This is a genomic window from Vreelandella xerophytica, assembly GCF_968048975.1.
In genome coordinates this window covers 2046801-2063181 of record NZ_OZ309106.1, presented here as the reverse complement: position 1 = coordinate 2063181, position 16381 = coordinate 2046801, and the positions used below count along the sequence as shown (strand labels likewise).

At 60.2% G+C, this 16381-nt stretch carries 16 protein-coding genes; 15 read left to right on the top strand and 1 reads right to left on the bottom strand.

The genetic code is table 11. From position 1 onward, the window contains the following. Positions 1-36: 36 nt before the first annotated feature. The 13 genes from plsX to ACWF8S_RS09765 all read left to right on the top strand — a co-directional run bounded on the left by plsX (position 37) and on the right by ACWF8S_RS09765 (position 12368). On the top strand, positions 37-1089 hold the full coding sequence (plsX, locus tag ACWF8S_RS09825; RefSeq protein WP_447553141.1) for a phosphate acyltransferase PlsX: 1053 nt from the start codon (positions 37-39) through the stop codon (positions 1087-1089). A 105-nt stretch (positions 1090-1194) separates the two neighbouring features. Then, complete coding sequence (gene fabD, locus ACWF8S_RS09820; protein WP_447553140.1) at positions 1195-2157, top strand: ACP S-malonyltransferase; 963 nt, start codon at positions 1195-1197, stop codon at positions 2155-2157. Positions 2158-2201: 44 nt separating this feature from the next. Beyond that, positions 2202-2945 carry a 3-oxoacyl-ACP reductase FabG gene (gene fabG / locus ACWF8S_RS09815; protein WP_447553139.1) on the top strand — a complete coding sequence of 248 codons (744 nt, stop codon included), beginning with the start codon at positions 2202-2204 and terminating at the stop codon, positions 2943-2945. Between the two features lie 124 nt (positions 2946-3069). Further along, positions 3070-3303: an acyl carrier protein gene (acpP, locus tag ACWF8S_RS09810; protein WP_008956801.1), complete on the top strand. Its 234-nt coding sequence runs from the start codon at positions 3070-3072 to the stop codon at positions 3301-3303. A gap of 199 nt (positions 3304-3502) precedes the next feature. Further along, on the top strand, positions 3503-4741 hold the full coding sequence (fabF, locus tag ACWF8S_RS09805) for a beta-ketoacyl-ACP synthase II (RefSeq protein ID WP_447553138.1): 1239 nt from the start codon (positions 3503-3505) through the stop codon (positions 4739-4741). A 6-nt stretch (positions 4742-4747) separates the two neighbouring features. Beyond that, on the top strand, positions 4748-5554 hold the full coding sequence (gene pabC, locus ACWF8S_RS09800; protein WP_447553137.1) for an aminodeoxychorismate lyase: 807 nt from the start codon (positions 4748-4750) through the stop codon (positions 5552-5554). Between the two features lie 15 nt (positions 5555-5569). Beyond that, positions 5570-6577 carry an endolytic transglycosylase MltG gene (gene mltG / locus ACWF8S_RS09795; RefSeq protein WP_447553136.1) on the top strand — a complete coding sequence of 336 codons (1008 nt, stop codon included), beginning with the start codon at positions 5570-5572 and terminating at the stop codon, positions 6575-6577. A 50-nt stretch (positions 6578-6627) separates the two neighbouring features. Further along, positions 6628-7281, top strand: coding sequence for a dTMP kinase (gene tmk, locus ACWF8S_RS09790; protein ID WP_447553135.1), 654 nt, complete (start codon positions 6628-6630; stop codon positions 7279-7281). Further along, positions 7272-8255, top strand: coding sequence for a DNA polymerase III subunit delta' (locus ACWF8S_RS09785; RefSeq protein ID WP_447553134.1), 984 nt, complete (start codon positions 7272-7274; stop codon positions 8253-8255). Before tmk ends, ACWF8S_RS09785 begins: the two co-directional genes overlap by 10 nt. 107 nt (positions 8256-8362) lie before the next feature. Continuing rightward, complete coding sequence (locus ACWF8S_RS09780) at positions 8363-8698, top strand: PilZ domain-containing protein (RefSeq protein ID WP_447553133.1); 336 nt, start codon at positions 8363-8365, stop codon at positions 8696-8698. A gap of 58 nt (positions 8699-8756) precedes the next feature. Continuing rightward, positions 8757-9587 carry a TatD family hydrolase gene (locus ACWF8S_RS09775; RefSeq protein ID WP_447553132.1) on the top strand — a complete coding sequence of 277 codons (831 nt, stop codon included), beginning with the start codon at positions 8757-8759 and terminating at the stop codon, positions 9585-9587. 19 nt (positions 9588-9606) lie between these two features. Beyond that, the gene (locus tag ACWF8S_RS09770) at positions 9607-10170 is read left to right on the top strand and encodes a DUF1285 domain-containing protein (RefSeq protein WP_447553131.1); all 564 of its coding nucleotides are present in this window, start codon (positions 9607-9609) and stop codon (positions 10168-10170) included. After that, positions 10167-12368, top strand: a complete 2202-nt coding sequence (locus tag ACWF8S_RS09765) for an ATP-dependent helicase (RefSeq protein ID WP_447553130.1) — start codon at positions 10167-10169, stop codon at positions 12366-12368. Before ACWF8S_RS09770 ends, ACWF8S_RS09765 begins: the two co-directional genes overlap by 4 nt. 87 nt (positions 12369-12455) lie before the next feature. Here the strand turns inward: ACWF8S_RS09765 and ACWF8S_RS09760 are convergent, their stop codons facing one another. Then, a complete protein-coding gene (locus ACWF8S_RS09760) occupies positions 12456-14120 on the bottom strand; it encodes an electron transfer flavoprotein-ubiquinone oxidoreductase (RefSeq protein WP_447553129.1) in 1665 nt (554 codons plus the stop codon). A 456-nt stretch (positions 14121-14576) separates the two neighbouring features. On the opposite strand from ACWF8S_RS09760, the gene ACWF8S_RS09755 reads away from it, so the two are divergent. Both ACWF8S_RS09755 and ACWF8S_RS09750 read left to right on the top strand, forming a co-directional pair. Then, positions 14577-15326, top strand: coding sequence for an electron transfer flavoprotein subunit beta/FixA family protein (locus ACWF8S_RS09755; protein ID WP_447553128.1), 750 nt, complete (start codon positions 14577-14579; stop codon positions 15324-15326). A 50-nt stretch (positions 15327-15376) separates the two neighbouring features. Then, the gene (locus tag ACWF8S_RS09750) at positions 15377-16303 is read left to right on the top strand and encodes an electron transfer flavoprotein subunit alpha/FixB family protein (RefSeq protein WP_447553088.1); all 927 of its coding nucleotides are present in this window, start codon (positions 15377-15379) and stop codon (positions 16301-16303) included. Positions 16304-16381 lie beyond the last annotated feature (78 nt).

The following is a 16381-nucleotide window of genomic DNA, read 5'->3' as shown; positions in this document are numbered from 1 at the left end:
AGCTTTTACCCGGCGGCGAAGCAGAGTGAGTGCTGTGTGCGCCTAGCGATTGATGTAATGGGGAGCGATCAAGGCCCCCGTGCCATCATCGAAGGCTCCGCCAGAGCGGTGGTTGAACGCCCTGATCTCGAGCTGGCTCTGTTTGGCCCGTATCAGCACCTGGTTGCTGAGCTAGAGCGTTTGCCGCAGCCCTTGGCTGCGGCAACGTCGCGTCTGGTGGTCTGTGATGCGCCGCAAAGCGTGCTGCAGAGTTCCACAGCGGCGTGGGCGCTCAGGCACGGCCAGGCCACCAGCATGGCCGCCATGCTGCGCTGTGTGGCGAGTGGTGAAGCCGCGGCTGGCGTCAGCGCGGGCAATACCGGCGCCCTGGTGGCACTCGCTCGGCGCGAACTGGGTATGCTGGCCGGTCTTTCGCGTCCGGCTATCAGTACGTCTATCCCGGCGGCGCGGCAAAAACGCTGCTACCTGCTCGACCTGGGGGCCAACGTGGATTCACCGCCGGCAAGGCTTGTGGATTTCGCGGTGATGGGCGCAGCCATGGTGCAGTGTGTGGATGGCGTTTCGCGTCCCAGAGTAGCGCTTTTGAACGTGGGCGGTGAAGCAATCAAGGGCAGTGCCTGCGTGCGCGAAGCTGATCGCCTTCTCAGGCAGCGTGCTTCCACGCTGGGCTTCGACTATTGCGGCTACGCCGAGGGCGATGAAATATATCAGGGCGGGCTGGATGTAGTGGTCTGCGATGGTTTTGTAGGCAATATCACGCTCAAGGCCAGTGAAGGGTTGACTCGTATGCTGGTCGAGCGTGTGCAGGCAACGTTCGAATCGCGTCTGAGTGGACGTTTGGCAAGCCTGTTGGCCAGGCCTTTATTGCGCCAGCTCAAGCAGGAGCTGAACCCGATGCGTTATAACGGGGCAAGCCTTCTGGGGCTCAAGGCGAGTGTCGTGAAAAGCCACGGCAGCACTCGCGCCGAAGGCTTTTACTATGCCATTGAACGCGCGCTGCAGGAAGTCGCGCAAAACCTGCCCGTGCGAATCGATTCTCTGCTAAAGCAAGGTTTGAATACGCGCTCGGCCAATAAAACACCGCATTGAAATTCTATTGGCGGATATCGGGCGCCAGCATCGAAGCGCTGACGACGATCATTCTGCTTAATACGCTCGAACGAGCAAATGCCTACTAGAGCAAAGGTGAACGACATGTCTCAACCCCTTGCCCTCGTTTTCCCCGGTCAGGGTTCGCAGCAGCTAGGAATGCTGCGCGAACTGGCCGAACGCTATAGCGTGGTGGGAACGACATTCGAGGAAGCGTCAGACGCACTGGGCTTTGATTTATGGAAAGCCGTCCAGGACGGTCCGGAAGAGGTGCTCAATCAGACGGCATGTACTCAGCCGGCGCTTCTAACCTCAAGTGTGGCGATCTGGCGCGTATGGCAGGAGCTCGAAGGACCGCGGCCCGGTATCATGGCCGGTCATAGCCTGGGCGAGTACAGTGCCATGGTCTGCGCCGGGGTGATGGGATTTGCTGAAGGGGTGTGTCTGGTGCGCCTGCGGGGTGAGGCCATGCAGGACGCCGTGCCGGAAGGCGAAGGCGCAATGGCCGCGATACTTGGCCTTGAAGATGCCTCGGTGGAAGCCGCCTGCCAGAGCGCCGCCCAGGGCGAGGTGGTCTCCGCTGTCAACTACAACTCGCCAGGCCAGGTAGTGATTGCCGGTAACACGCGTGCCGTCGAGCGCGCCATCGTGGCCTGCCAGGAAGCTGGCGCCAAGCGTGCGTTGGCGCTTCCGGTTTCGGTGCCCTCGCACTGCGAACTGATGCGTCCGGCAGCCGAGCGATTGAATGAATACATGAAAGGCATCGAGCTTCGTGCGCCCCGCTATACGGTGGTTCAGAACGTCGACGCTCAGGCTCATGCCGATATCGATACCCTGCGCACCCGCCTGATCGAGCAGCTTTATCAACCTGTACGCTGGTCCTCCTGCGTCGAGACCATGGCCGAGCAGGGAGCGAATCTCTTTATCGAATGTGGTCCGGGCAAGGTGCTCACCGGGCTCAACAAGCGTATCGTTCGCACCAGCAAGGGGCTCGCGGTCAATGATCCGGATAGTCTTGATGCGGCCCTTGAGCTTGCCCGCGAAGCGTTGGCCGACAGCGACGCTTAAGCGCTACACTGAGTGAATCTTTAAACGGTTAAAGGCAAAGCGTTATGACCCAAGAACGTAAAGTCGCGCTGGTGACCGGCGCAAGCCGAGGGATCGGCCGTGCCATCTCTCACGAGCTTGGTCGGCAGGGACGCATCGTGATCGGTACGGCCACGAGCGAATCGGGGGCGCAGAAAATCGATGCCGATCTCAAGGAGCAGGGCATCGAAGGCGCCGGCCTGTGTCTTGATGTAACGGATCCAGCGAGTATCGATCAGGTGCTCAAAGAGATTGCCGAGCGTTTCGATGCACCCACCATCTTGGTCAACAACGCTGGCATCACCCGCGATAACCTGTTGATGCGCATGAAGGAGCAGGAGTGGGATTCGGTCATGGATACCAATCTCAAATCCGTCTACCGTGTAAGTAAAGCTTGCCTTCGAGGTATGACAAAGGCACGCTTTGGGCGTATCGTGTCGATCAGTTCGGTGGTGGCCACTATGGGCAATTTGGGTCAAACCAACTATGCTGCTGCCAAGGCGGGCATGGAAGGCTTCAGCAGGGCGCTGGCTCGTGAAGTCGCCTCTCGTGCGATCACCGTCAATACCGTAGCGCCTGGCTTTATTGCCACCGACATGACTGAAGCGCTTCCCGAAGCTCAGCATGAGGCGCTGTTGAAACAGATTCCGCTGTCGCGACTGGGCGGGCCGGAAGAGATTGCTGCCGCCGTCGGCTTTTTGACCAGTGACGCGGCCGGTTATATTACCGGCGAAACGCTTCACGTGAACGGCGGCATGAATATGCGTTGATGGCCTGGGGTTTGGCGGTTGCGTCGGCCTTGGGGCGTCTATAAACTACACCGCAGCTTTTGGCTTGCGGTTTCCAAATAGCTGGTTATCAATAACGGCTAACGTGAATGACTGGAGTACGTTGATGAGTACCATTGAAGAGCGCGTAAAAAAAGTTGTGGCTGAGCGCCTGAACGTTAAAGAAGAAGATATCCAGAATAGCTCTTCTTTCACTGAAGACCTGGGTGCTGACTCGCTTGATACTGTAGAGCTGGTAATGGCGTTGGAAGAGGAATTCGATACTGAAATTCCTGATGAAGAAGCCGAAAAGATCACGACAGTTCAAGAAGCCATCGACTACGTAAACGCCCATCAGTAAGGGCTTGGTCGACGCAAGAATCCCGGGTGGATAATGACTACCTGGCGTGAAAAAAGCCGCCCTGGCTCAGGGCGGCTTTTTTTGTATAGGGCGTGCAGTGAATTCACCCTGCAATCTCCGTTATACTAGACAGAGTAGATAAGCTTTTGCAGCAATGGCCGTTTAGGGTCTTGTACCAAGGATGCCGGGAGGAGAGCTGATGGCGCGAAGAAGGGTAGTGGTAACCGGGCTGGGCCTGGTAACGCCGGTGGGCAACACGGTCGAGCAGTCGTGGGCCAATATTGTAGCGGGTAAAAGCGGTATTGCCCCGATCGAGCATTTTGATGCCAGCAGTTTCAATACGCGTTTTGGCGGCTCGGTCAAGGAGTTCGATATCGGCGCGTACTTGAATCCCAAGGATGCCCGCAAGATGGATCTGTTCATTCAATATGGCATGGCAGCGGGTGCCCAGGCGATCAGCGATGCCGGTATCGAATGTACCGATGAGAACGCCGAGCGTATCGGTGTGGCGATCGGTTCGGGTATCGGCGGGCTGCCCATGATCGAGCAGAACCATAACGCGCTCAATAAAGGCGGCGCCCGGCGCGTGTCGCCGTTTTTTGTGCCTGGCTCCATCATCAACATGATTTCCGGCAACATGGCGATCCAGCACGGCTTCAAAGGGCCGAACATCGCGATCACTACCGCCTGTACCAGCGGAACGCACAACATCGGCTACAGTGCGCGAACCATCGCTTACGGCGATGCCGATGTAATGATCTGCGGGGGCGCTGAAATGGCCACTACACCGCTGGGTCTGGGGGGGTTCTCGGCAGCGCGCGCGCTTTCAACCCGTAATGATGATCCCGAAGCGGCCAGCCGCCCCTGGGACGTGGACCGCGATGGTTTCGTGCTCTCCGATGGTGCCGGTGTTCTGGTGCTGGAAGAGTACGAGCACGCCAAGGCACGCGGGGCGAACATCTACGCGGAGCTTTGCGGGTTCGGCATGAGCGATGATGCCTTCCACATGACCGCGCCCCCTGAAGATGGTCGCGGAGCAGCGCTTGCCATGAGCAATGCGATCAAGGATGCCGGCATCAATCCGCAAGAGGTGCATTACATCAATGCGCACGGCACCTCGACCTCGGCGGGCGATCTGGCAGAGAGTCGAGCGATCGAGCGGGTTATCGGCGAGGGCGCGAAAGGCGTAGCCGTGAGTTCGACCAAGTCGATGATTGGCCATCTGCTGGGGGCCGCCGGTGCCGTGGAGGCGATATTCTGTATCCTGGCGATTCGCGATCAGGTAGCCCCGCCTACCATCAACCTGGATAACCCGCAGCCCGGGTGTAACCTCGACTACGTGCCGCATACGGCGCGCAACATGCGTATTGATACCACGCTTTCCAACTCCTTTGGGTTCGGTGGTACCAACGGCTCGCTGCTGTTTACGCGGGTGTAAGCGCCTATGCCCGCCACCCAGGTGCCCAGTGACGACCGCGGGCTCGCTTTTGGTGACGGGCTTTTCGAGACGGTACTGATGCGCGCGGGCCAGCCGCTTTTATGGTCTTATCATCTAGAGCGGCTGGCCCGCGGCTGTCGGCGTCTTGCGATTCCCATGCCTTCTTTCGAGTCGCTCGAGGCAAGCTTCGAGCACACGGCCAGCAGCGAACTTGAAGTGCTCAAGCTGGTACTGACCCGGGGAAGCGGCGGCCAGGGTTATAAGCCGCCGGACGATCCCGCCCCTAGACTGCTGGTTACCCGACGGCCTTTTCAGGCACCGACAGAGCGTTGGCGCGTCGGTGTATGTGTTCGGCTTTGCGCTCTTCGGCTGGGCCACCAGCCGCTTCTGGCCGGGATCAAGCACCTGAGCCGGCTGGAGAACGTGCTGGCTCGCCAGGAATGGGATGACCCCGCCATTGCCGAAGGCCTTCTGGCCGACACGGAGGGGTGGGTGGTGGAAGCTACCAGCATGAACATCTTCTGGCTAGCCAACGGAGGTCTCTATACCCCCCGGCTTAGCCGGTGCGGGGTGGCCGGCACTCTGCGCGAGGCGCTTATCGAACGCGGCGTGGTGTTCGAGGCCGACTTGACCCTTGAGGCGCTCTCGCGCGTCGAAGGGCTTTGGGTGGCGAATTCCGTCCAGGGGGTCTGGCCGGTGCATACACTACTTGATTCAAAAGGCGAGAGGCTGGCTGCCTGGACGCGGTTGCAAGGTGATACGCTTCAACGCCAGGGGCACCGCCTGCTGGGCTACCCTGGACAAATTCGATAAGAGGCACCGAGTGACATGGTAAAACGGTTACTGAGCGCATGCTTGATTCTGCTGGTACTAGGGGCTGCGGCGGCGGCCGGTGGTTATCTGTACTGGCAAAGCCGACTTGAGGCGCCGGTGGCGGTCACTGAGCCGACGCTTTACTACGTGTCGCCCGGTGCCGGGTTCAATCAGGCCATTCATGAGCTTGAGGATCAGGGCGTGGTCAATGACGCCTGGGCGTTTCGTCTTCTGGCGCGCGTCTCGCCCGAACAGATCCCCAGGCTTCGGGTAGGTGAATACCGTATTACGCCGGATATGAGTGCCATGGAAGTCATGACGCTGCTGGGCAGCAGTAACGTGGTTACCTACCCGTTGACCGTGCCCGAGGGTTGGACGTTTCGTCAGATGCGCACCCGCCTGGAAAATGCCGAAAAGCTTGAACACGTCACCACCGGCATGAGCGATGAACAGGTGATGGCGCTTCTCGAGCGTGAAGGCACCTACCCGGAAGGGTGGTTTTTTCCGGACACCTATCGCTATCATCTGGGTATGAGCGACGTGGATATTCTGCGTCAGTCCCTTGATCGCATGGAGCGGATTCTGGCGGATGTCTGGGAAAACCGCGATGATGACCTGACGATCGAAACGCCTTATGAGGCGCTGATCATGGCCTCGCTGATCGAGCGTGAAACCGGCGCCCCCGAGGAGCGTCGCGAAATCGCCGGGGTCTTCAAGCGTCGCATGGAACAGGGCATGCGCCTGCAAACCGACCCCACGGTGATCTATGGCATGGGCGAACGCTACGAGGGGCGCATCACCCGAGCGGATTTACGTGAAGCCACGCCCTACAATACCTATGTGATCAACGGCATGCCGCCCACGCCCATTGCCATGCCGGGGGCGGCCTCGCTGGAAGCGGCGGTCAACCCGCTGCCTGGCGATACGCTTTACTTTGTATCCAAGGGGGACGGCACCCATCACTTCTCGCGCACGCTTCGCGAACATAACAATGCCGTCAACCGCTATATACGCAACCAGTAATTACCAAGCGCCGAGGGCTGCTCGGCGGCGTTTTTTTCAATGAGGTTTCAATGACCCAACGCGGGCGCTTTATTACCCTGGAAGGGGGAGAAGGGGTGGGCAAATCCACCAACGTCGCGTTCGTGGCCGACTGGCTGAAAGCGCAGGGGCTTGAGGTCGTGTGTACCCGAGAGCCCGGCGGCACTCCGCTTGCCGAGTCGATACGCGCGCTGCTTCTCGCCACCACGTTCGAGGAGCCGCTGCATACCGATGCGGAGCTTCTGATGATGTTTGCCGCCCGTGCCCAGCATCTGGCGCAAAAGATCTTGCCTGCACTCGAGCGTGGCGCCTGGGTGGTCTGCGACCGCTTCACCGATGCCACCTTCGCCTACCAGGGAGGCGGGCGTGGCATCGATTCGGCGCGAATTCGAACGCTTGAACAGTTCGTGCAAAAAGGGCTCTCGCCGGATCTGACCCTGTTGCTGGATATGTCGCCCAAGGCTGCCAAGGCCCGCCTGGAGGGGCGCCTGCGCGCTGAAAACAGCCAGCGTGACCGTTTCGAGCAAGAGCATGCCGCGTTCTTCAGCGCGGTGCGCAGTGCTTATCTGGCCCGGGCCGAGGCCGAGCCTCAGCGCTTTGTACTGATCGATGCAGAGAAATCTCTGGAAAACGTGCAGGCCGCCCTTGCGGATGCCTTGAACGAGCGGGTACTGGCATGGCGCTAGCGGATCTGCTGCCCTGGCACCGGCCTTTGTGGCATCAGTTTACGCGTCTGGCAACCGAGGGGCGCATGCCCCATGCGTTATTGCTCAGTGGCGCTCATGGTGTGGGCAAGCAGCAGTTGGCCGATGCGCTGGTGGCGCGGACCCTCTGTGCTCAGCCTGATGGTGAAGCCTGCGGGCATTGCCATAGCTGCAGCATGCTGGCATCGGGCTATCATCCGGATTTGATGCGGATTACTCTGGAAGAGGGTAAACGCCAGATCCGCATTGACCCGATCCGCGAGGTCAACCGCTTCGTTGGCCAGACCGCCCAGCAGGGGGGGTATCGCGTCATCGTGATCAGTCCGGCCGAGGCGATGAATGTTGCCGCCGCCAACGCGCTTTTGAAAAGCCTGGAAGAGCCTGGAGAGCGCACGCTGTTCATTCTGCTTTCCGATGTGCCTTCTCGGATGCTGCCGACCATTCGCTCGCGCTGTCAGCAGTGGACGCTGCCCAGCGTCGCGTTCGAGCAGTGCCAGGCCTGGCTCACCGAAAAGCTCGGCAGCGAAGAGGCGCTTTTCTGGTGGCAGGTCTCGGGTGGGCTTCCGCTTCTGGCGGTCGAGCTTGCCACCCCTGAGGAGCGTGCTCTGCGCCATCAGATTCACGATAGCTTCGAGCAACTGGTGCGCGGCGCCGAGCCGGTATCCGAAGCGGCAAGGCTTGATCGTCAGGCGATCGATGCCATTCTATGGTACGGTATCGCCTGGCTTGAAGACCTGATTCGGCTGGGATTGACCGGACAAACCACCGCGCTTCACAACCCGGATCTTGAACCTCTGTATCGCCAGGCTGTAAAGAACGCCCGGGTCCAGGATTGGTTTCGCCTGTTAGACTACGCCCGGGAGCAGCGTCGACTACTATCGATGGGCGCCAATCCCAATCCGCAGCTGGTGCTCGAAGCATGGCTTGTGCGCTGGTCGACGCTTCTGCGTTCCTAGTCAGTTGGATGCGTTCAATACGTGTCGTTTGACAATGATCGTTTGACAGCTGTCTTTATAACTATCGTTGATAACTATCGCTAACGCCGATCGCCCACGAGGTGTCGATGACCGCTCAAAAAGCTCTCTCACTCACGGTGCCGGATATCCCCACGCTCTTGTCGGCCTATATGCCTTATCTGGAGCGTGGCGGCATGTTCGTGCCCGTCGATACGTTCTACGCTTTGGGTCAGGTGGTGCACCTGCTGATCACGTTGCCGGGAGAGAGCGAGCGGCTAAGCGTTACGGCAGAGGTGGTCTGGGTGTCGCCTGCCGGTATCAGCGGACGGCGTATGCCGGGCATTGGCGTGCACTTCAGCCAAGAGGATTACCCGGTGCGCGATAGAATCGAAACGCTGCTGGCCGGTCAGCTGGATAGCGCTCCGCCGTCATTTACCCTGTAGCGTCAAGCACATCCAGCACCCAGCACATCTAACGCCAAGCAGATCAATAGAGGCCTGAATGTTTGTTGACTCGCACTGTCATCTGGACCGCTTGTCCGAACGCTCTTACGGGGGCGATGTCGATGCTGCCTTGAACGCGGCCCGTGCGGCCCATGTCAGTCAGTTTCTGGCCATCGCGGTAACGCTTGACGATATGCCTCGGCTTGCCGAACTTTCGCGCAAGCACCAGGATGTGGCGATTTCAGCCGGGCTTCATCCCCTGGCAAGCGTTGCGCATGAGCCGGAAGTGAAGGACATCAAGGAGGCCGCCGAGCAGTACGCGGCGGTGGCCATTGGTGAAACCGGACTTGATTATCATTACCGCGACAGCGTCAGCCCCGAGCTTCAGCGCGAGCGCTTCAAGCGCCATCTGATCGCCGCCGCCGAGCTTGAGCTGCCCGTGGTGGTGCATACCCGCGAGGCTCAGGAAGATACTCTGGCGCTCTTGCGTGAACATACCGACCCAAACGTCGCCGGGGTGCTGCACTGCTTTACCGAAGATGTCGAGATGGCCCGCGAGGCGATACGCCTGGGATTCTACATTTCGCTTTCCGGTATCATCACTTTCGCCAGTGCAGCCTCGCTTCGCGAGCTTGCCAAGGTGCTGCCGCTGGATCGGCTGTTGATCGAGACTGACAGCCCCTATCTGGCACCGGTGCCCCACCGCGGCAAACCCAACGAGCCGGCCTGGGTGGTCGAGGTGGCCGAATGTATTGCGAGCGAACGCCGGATCAGCGTGGATGAAGTTGCCATGCAGACCACGGCCAATTTCTACCGGCTCTTTCGCGGCGCTGTGCCGGATGCCCCGGCTCATGTTAAACAGGCCCTGACGCAAGCGGGCCTTGTCTGAATCAAGCGGTGAGGTGGCCATGAATATCGATAGACTGTTAAAGCATCAACCGGGTTCGGCGAAGATACCGCCGGTGGATCAATGGCAGCCCGCGCTATCCGGCGATATCGATATCGTCATCCGGGCCGATGGCACCTGGCTGCACGAAGGCGAGCCCTTTCCCCGCCGGGAGATCCCGCATCTGCTGGCAAGCCTTATGCGTCGCGATGAGGAAGGGGTCTGTCTGGTCACTCCGGGCGAGCGCTGGCGGCTCACGGTCGAGGATCGGCCGTTCATCATTGTCGAAGCCGACTTCAAGGAAGGCGCCTGGTGGCTGACTACCCAGTTTGACGATGTGGTGCGTCTGGATGAGGCGCACCCCATGTCGCTGAGCGTCACGCCAGAGGGAGAGTGGATGCCGGAAATCGCCATTCGCTTTGGCTTGGCGGCGCGGCTGCACCGCAATGTCTTCTACCGGCTGATCGACCAGGCCATTCTGGAAGAGAACGGTGCGGGTCAGCGGCTTTGCCTTGAAAGCGCGGGCCAGTACTACCCTTTGGGCGAGCTGGATAGCGACGCTGCCTCTCGTAGCGAGATGCCGTGAAGTTGACCCCGGAACAGCAGGCAGTGGTGGGCCACGAGAGCGGGCACGCGCGAGTCGCGGCAGTGGCCGGGGCGGGCAAGACCACCACCATGGCGGCGCGTGTCCTGCACCTTCTGGAAAGCGGTGTACCGCCCCAGCGCATGCTGGTACTGATGTTCAATCGCTCCGCTCGAGAAGACTTTCAGCGCCGCCTGGCGAGCATGGCACCCAAAGGACAGCCGCTTCCCGATGTACGCACTTTTCATTCATTGGGCCATCGGCTCACCCAGAGCCTGTGCCGCTGGGGCGTACTCGCGCCGCGCCAGCTGCTTTCGGCGGATTGGCAGCTCGAGCGTCTGCTGCGTCAGGCGAGCCTGAATGTAGTCGAGGAGCTGGAGCGGCGTGAAGCTGCGCTTGACGGCGACCGGCTAGAAACCCTGGCGCATTTCTGCGGGCTGGTAAAGGCTGAAATGTGCACCGCCCAGGCGCTCCATGAACGGCTGGGCCTTGACGAGGACACCGACTACTTTCCGGCGGCGTTTGAGGAAGCCGAGCGTCTTCTGGAAAGTGAAGGTCTGATGACCTATGCCGACCTTCTTTACCGGCCACTGCGTGCGCTTGAGGCCGACGGCACGCTCAGAGCTCGCGTCGAGGGTTTTCTTGATCACGTGATCATTGATGAATACCAGGACATCAACACCGCCCAGCAGCGCCTATTGAAAGTGCTGGTCGGGTCCAGTGCCAGCGTGATGGCGGTGGGGGATGCCAATCAGTGCATCTACGAGTGGCGTGGGGCGCGGCCGGACACCATGCTCGAGAACTTCACCGCCACCTTTGGTGAAGCCGTCGACTACCCCCTCTCCACCACCTTTCGCCACGGCCACGCGCTGGCGCTGGCCGCCAACCACGCCATCCTGAACAACCGGCGAAGGCCGGACCAGCTCTGTCTCGCGGCGCCTGCGAACTTTGCTACCCGAATTCACGCAGGCCAGGGGACGCGACTGCTGTTGGACGCGCTGGCCGACTGGCAGGCCCAGGGCCGGGCGCTGGGTGAGGCGAGCCTGCTGGTGCGTAGTTGGGCGATGTCGGTGCCGTTTCAGCTGGCGCTGTTACAGGCGGGTATTCCCTTTCGCCTGCTGCGCGAGGACCGCTTTGTATTTCGCCTGCCGCTGGTGCAGGCACTGGCGGGTTATTTGAAGCTCTCCCGACGTCCAGAGCTTTTAAAGGACCCAAGCCAGCTTCTGCTGCTGCTTGCTCAGCCCACGCCCTTTGTCGGTCGGGAGCGGCTAAGCCAGTTGGCCCATCATCTGGCCGCCACCCAGGCATTTCCGGACCGGACAGATTCGCTGATCGCAGCATTGAAGCCGATTCAACGGCGCACGCTTAAAAAACGCTGGGAGCTTCTCTGTGAGCTGCCAAGACTCAGCGCGTGGCCGTCGGCCAAGCTTTTACAGCATGTGGTCACCACTATCGAGGCGGAGAAAACCTTGAAACGCGCTGCCGCCCGCCGGGACAAGGGCGAGGAGGATGTGCGTCTTCTGGATGTGCTGATCGAGCAGGCCCAGAGCGTCCAGGACCCGGACGCATTCATCGAGCTTCTGGAAAGACCGGTGGAGAATCAGGCCGGTGGCGTGTTGATCAGCACCGTTCACGGCGCCAAGGGGCTTGAATGGCCGCTGGTCGCCGTGGCGGGGGTCAACGAAGAGGACTTTCCTCACTATAGCCGGGATAACCCGCTCAGCGATGAACGGCTGGAAGAGGAGCGGCGGCTCTTCTACGTGGCAATCACCCGCGCCCAGGAACAACTCTTGATTCTTCACGATGGCGGTGCTCACCGGCCCAGCCGCTTCATTCATGAAAGCAGTTGGGCGGACAGCATGCGCGTGGCAAAGGCGCTTGATGCTCAAGACGCGCCAGAAACGCCGCTGCAGGTAAGTTCAAAGGACCTTGTGGAGCGTTACCTGAAACGCCTGAACCGTGAAGATATCGTGTTGACCGCCCAGGCGGTCAACGAAGTGCAAGCCCGCTACGCAGAAACCCTTGAGTTCTACCCCGGCCAGCGACTGCTGCATGACGTGTTTGGAGAAGGGGAGGTGGCTGCCGTGGAAGGCAATCCCGCCGATCCGGTGATCGATGTGCGCTTCACTCAGGCTGGTCGGCGCCGGCTGATTGCCCGGCGCGCCCCGATCACATCGCTTGATCCCGCCAAGCCGGCCTGACCTTCAATCGAGTCACACCGGCTTTCGGGTCTTGCTGGGTGGGCGGGGCCTGCCTGCTGGGCGGTTTCTTACATATTGGGCAGGTTCTTACATATTGGGATAGTTAGGCCCGCCGCCGCCTTCCGGCGCCACCCAGGTAATGTTCTGAGCCGGGTCCTTGATATCACAGGTCTTGCAGTGCACGCAGTTTTGAAAGTTGATCTGAAAGCGCGGCTTGCCTTCACTGTCTTCCACCACTTCGTACACCCCGGCCGGGCAGTAGCGCTGAGCGGGCTCGGCATACTTGGGCAGGTTGTGTTCAATGGGAATCGATGGATCGGCCAGGCGCAGATGGCAGGGTTGATCCTCTTCGTGGTTGGTGTTGGATAGGAACACCGACGAAGGCTTGTCAAAGGAGAGCTTGCCGTCAGGCTTGGGATAATTGATCTTCTCGAACGCGTCGGCGGGCTTCAAGGCGCCATGGTCGGTGGTGGTGTCGTGGAGGGTGGGCAGCTTGTTGCCGATCAGCTGATTCACGAAGTTGAAGGCACCACCGCGGACATTGCCGTACTTGTGCATCGCCGGGCCAAAGCTTGCATTCTCCTTGAGTTCTTTATACGCCCAGCTGGCTTCCCAACTGTCGTTGAAGCCGGTGAGTTCACTTGCGCCTTCATCGCCACCCTTGATTGCCTCGAAAACGCTTTCTGCGGCCACGAGACCCGATTTCATGGCGGTATGAAGCCCTTTGATCTTGGCAAAGTTCAGCGTGCCCGCATCACAGCCGATCAAGAGACCGCCCGGAAAGGTCATTTTCGGCAGACAGTTGAAACCACCCTTGGTGATCGCGCGGGCGCCGTAGGCAACGCGCTTGCCCCCTTCAAGGTACTGGCTCAGGGCCGGGTGATGTTTCATGCGCTGAAATTCATCGAACGGTGAAAGCCAGGGATTCTGATAACCCAGATCCATGATCAGCCCGACCATGACCTGCTGGTTTTCTGCATGGTAAAGGAACCAGCCGCCGTGGGTGTCACTGGTCAGCGGCCAGCCGGAGCCGTGAACCACCAGGCCGGGTTCGTGTCGCTCGGCGGGTACGTCCCAGAGTTCCTTCAAGCCGATGCCGTAGTGCTGGGGGTCGCGTCCCTCGTCCAGTGCGAACTCACGGATCAGGCGCTTGCCCAGATGCCCCCGCGAACCTTCGGCAAACAGGGTATATTTGGCGCGCAGCTCCATGCCCGGCATATGACCATCCTTCGGCGTGCCGTCAGCGCTTACGCCCATATCCCCGATCAGAATACCGCGTACGGCGCCGTCTTCGATGATCACCTCCTGGGCGGCAAAGCCCGGGAAGATTTCCACGCCCAGTGCTTCGGCCTGCTCGGCCAGCCAGCGGCACAGGTTGCTGGCACTGATCACGTAGCGGGTCTGGTCGCCGCCGGTATTGTGCATGCTCTTGGGCACCAGCGAATGAGGTAGCTTCTTGGCTTTTTGGCTGTCCTTCAAGAGATACACATCGTCGCGAATGGCCGGTGTATTGAGCGGGGCACCGCGCTCTTCCCAGTCGGGAAAGAGCTCGGTCAGTGCACGAGGTTCGAATACGGCACCGGACAGGATGTGTGCCCCTACTTCGGAGCCTTTCTCTACCACGCAAACGGTCAGCTCTTGCTCAGCCTCGTTGGCTTGCTGCATCAGTCGGCATGCTGCCGCCAGGCCTGAAGGCCCGGCGCCGACGATGACCACGTCCATTTCCATGACATCGCGCTCAACGTTTTCCACCTGGTCGTCTCCTTATTCTCATAAGTACCGTGTCTTATAAGGACACGGCCTTAATTTAAAACGGTCGTTTGCTTCTGGTTGTCTCCCATGATAGGCATAATACCTGCGTCAGGTCATCACTACGATGGCCTATCATGTATTTAATAACACCGCACATTCAATAACGTCGCGTATTCAATAACGCACCCGTCGCTCCAGAATCAAAATTCATCGCCAGGATTGCTAGGGTAAAGGAAGCGGCGTGCCAGCTGCATGTAAAGCTGCGGTTTCATGGATGTTGTTGTGCATTGGCCGGATATGGCACATTAAGTAAATGCCAGCCTATCAAACGCTTGAATGAATTTGGCTTTTTGGTCAGGCGTCTGATCGTCAAGGGGTGTGGCGTCGATAAAAGCGAGAGTGGCAGCGACAGGTCACGTCAGTTCAGGTAAGGCTCTCAAGCCAAGCGAGGAAACTATGAAAGTATTGGTCGCGGTAAAGCGCGTCATCGATTACAACGTCAAGATTCGCGTCAAGGCGGATCATTCCGACGTGGATCTGACCAACGTCAAGATGGCCATGAACCCCTTCTGCGAAATCGCCGTGGAAGAGGCAGTGCGTCTCAAGGAGAAAGGCACGGCCACGGAAGTGGTCGCGGTCTCCATCGGCCCGAAATCCTCTCAGGAACAGCTGCGTACGGCGCTCGCACTCGGCGCGGATCGGGCGCTGCACATCGAGACCGATGAGCGCGCCGAATCCCTGGCGGTGGCCAAGCTGCTGGCCAAGGTCGTGGAAGAAGAGCAGCCGGGGCTGGTGATTCTCGGCAAGCAGGCAATCGACACCGACAACAACCAGACCGGGCAGATGCTGGCGGCTCTGACCAACCTGCCCCAGGGCACCTTCGCGTCCGAAGTGGTGATTGACGGTGACCAGGCCAACGTCACCCGCGAGATCGACGGCGGCCTGCAGACCGTGGCGCTGACGCTGCCGGCGATCGTCACCACGGACCTGCGCCTGAACGAGCCGCGCTACGCCAAGCTGCCCGACATCATGAAGGCCAAGAAGAAGCCGCTGGAGACCCGGACGCCGGCGGATTACGGCATCGAGATGGCCTCGAAGGTCAGCCTGTTGAAAGTTGAAACGCCGGCGGAGCGCAAGGGCGGATCAAAGGTCGCCTCGGTGGACGAGTTGATCGACAAGTTGAAAAACGAAGCCAAGGTTCTTTAAGAAGGCTGCGTTACCCGATTCTTTTCCCCGCTTTTCAAGGAGTACATACCATGAGCATTCTGGTACTTGCCGATCTTCACGAAGGACAGCTGGCCAGCGCCACCGCCCACGTCGTGGGCGCCGCCCGCCAGATCGGGGGTGACATCGACGTGCTGATCGCCGGCGAAGGCGTCCAGGCCGCAGCGGATGCCGCCGCGACACTCGACGGCGTGAGTCGCGTGCGCCTGGCCGATCACAGTGTTTACGCCCACCAGCTTGCCGAGCCGCTGAGTGCGCTGATCGTGGCCCTGGCCGACGACTACACGCACATTCTGACCAGCGCCTCCACCACGGGCAAGAACGTGTTGCCGCGGGTCGCCGCGCTCAAGGACGTCAGCCAGCTGTCCGAAGTCATGGCTGTGGACAGCGCCGATACCTTCAAGCGCCCCATTTACGCGGGGAACGCGATCGCCACGGTGAAAAGCGACGACGCCCTCAAGGTGATGACCGTGCGCACCACGGCGTTCGACGCGGTGAGTGAGGGGGGCAGCGCCCCGATCGACACCGTGGACACGGTGGTCGAGAACGCCCAGTCCCGGTTCGTCAACCAGGCGTTGGCTCAGTCCGACCGGCCGGAGCTGGGCGGCGCCAAGGTCATCGTTTCCGGCGGTCGGGGCATGGGCAACGGCGAGAACTTCAAGCTGCTGGACGGCATTGCCGACAAGCTGGGGGCGGCGGTGGGCGCCTCCCGCGCCGCGGTGGATGCGGGGTTTGTGCCCAACGACATGCAGGTGGGCCAGACGGGCAAGATCGTCGCCCCGGATCTTTACATCGCGGTGGGCATCAGCGGCGCCATCCAGCACCTGGCAGGGATGAAGGACTCGAAGGTGATCGTGGCGATCAACAAGGATGACGAGGCACCGATCTTCCAGGTGGCGGACTACGGGCTGGTGGGGGATCTGTTCGAGCTTCTGCCGGAGCTCGAGAGCAAGCTGTAAACCGAGCTGTTAATCCTGTTGCTGTATTGGTGCAGGGCACCCCGAGGTGCATTTCCGGCCGACTGCTTTGCAGTCGGC

Bases quoted from the DNA above. Each gene is read 5' to 3' on its own strand.
- pabC (WP_447553137.1), top strand. From the start codon at position 4,748: ATGCCCGCCACCCAGGTGCCCAGTGACGACCGCGGGCTCGCTTTTGGT.
- ACWF8S_RS09755 (WP_447553128.1), top strand. From the start codon at position 14,577: ATGAAAGTATTGGTCGCGGTAAAGCGCGTCATCGATTACAACGTCAAG.
- ACWF8S_RS09770 (WP_447553131.1), top strand. From the start codon at position 9,607: ATGAATATCGATAGACTGTTAAAGCATCAACCGGGTTCGGCGAAGATA.
- ACWF8S_RS09750 (WP_447553088.1), top strand. From the start codon at position 15,377: ATGAGCATTCTGGTACTTGCCGATCTTCACGAAGGACAGCTGGCCAGC.
- ACWF8S_RS09785 (WP_447553134.1), top strand. From the start codon at position 7,272: ATGGCGCTAGCGGATCTGCTGCCCTGGCACCGGCCTTTGTGGCATCAG.
- mltG (WP_447553136.1), top strand. From the start codon at position 5,570: ATGGTAAAACGGTTACTGAGCGCATGCTTGATTCTGCTGGTACTAGGG.
- acpP (WP_008956801.1), top strand. From the start codon at position 3,070: ATGAGTACCATTGAAGAGCGCGTAAAAAAAGTTGTGGCTGAGCGCCTG.
- fabG (WP_447553139.1), top strand. From the start codon at position 2,202: ATGACCCAAGAACGTAAAGTCGCGCTGGTGACCGGCGCAAGCCGAGGG.
- tmk (WP_447553135.1), top strand. From the start codon at position 6,628: ATGACCCAACGCGGGCGCTTTATTACCCTGGAAGGGGGAGAAGGGGTG.
- fabF (WP_447553138.1), top strand. From the start codon at position 3,503: ATGGCGCGAAGAAGGGTAGTGGTAACCGGGCTGGGCCTGGTAACGCCG.
- ACWF8S_RS09780 (WP_447553133.1), top strand. From the start codon at position 8,363: ATGACCGCTCAAAAAGCTCTCTCACTCACGGTGCCGGATATCCCCACG.
- fabD (WP_447553140.1), top strand. From the start codon at position 1,195: ATGTCTCAACCCCTTGCCCTCGTTTTCCCCGGTCAGGGTTCGCAGCAG.
- ACWF8S_RS09775 (WP_447553132.1), top strand. From the start codon at position 8,757: ATGTTTGTTGACTCGCACTGTCATCTGGACCGCTTGTCCGAACGCTCT.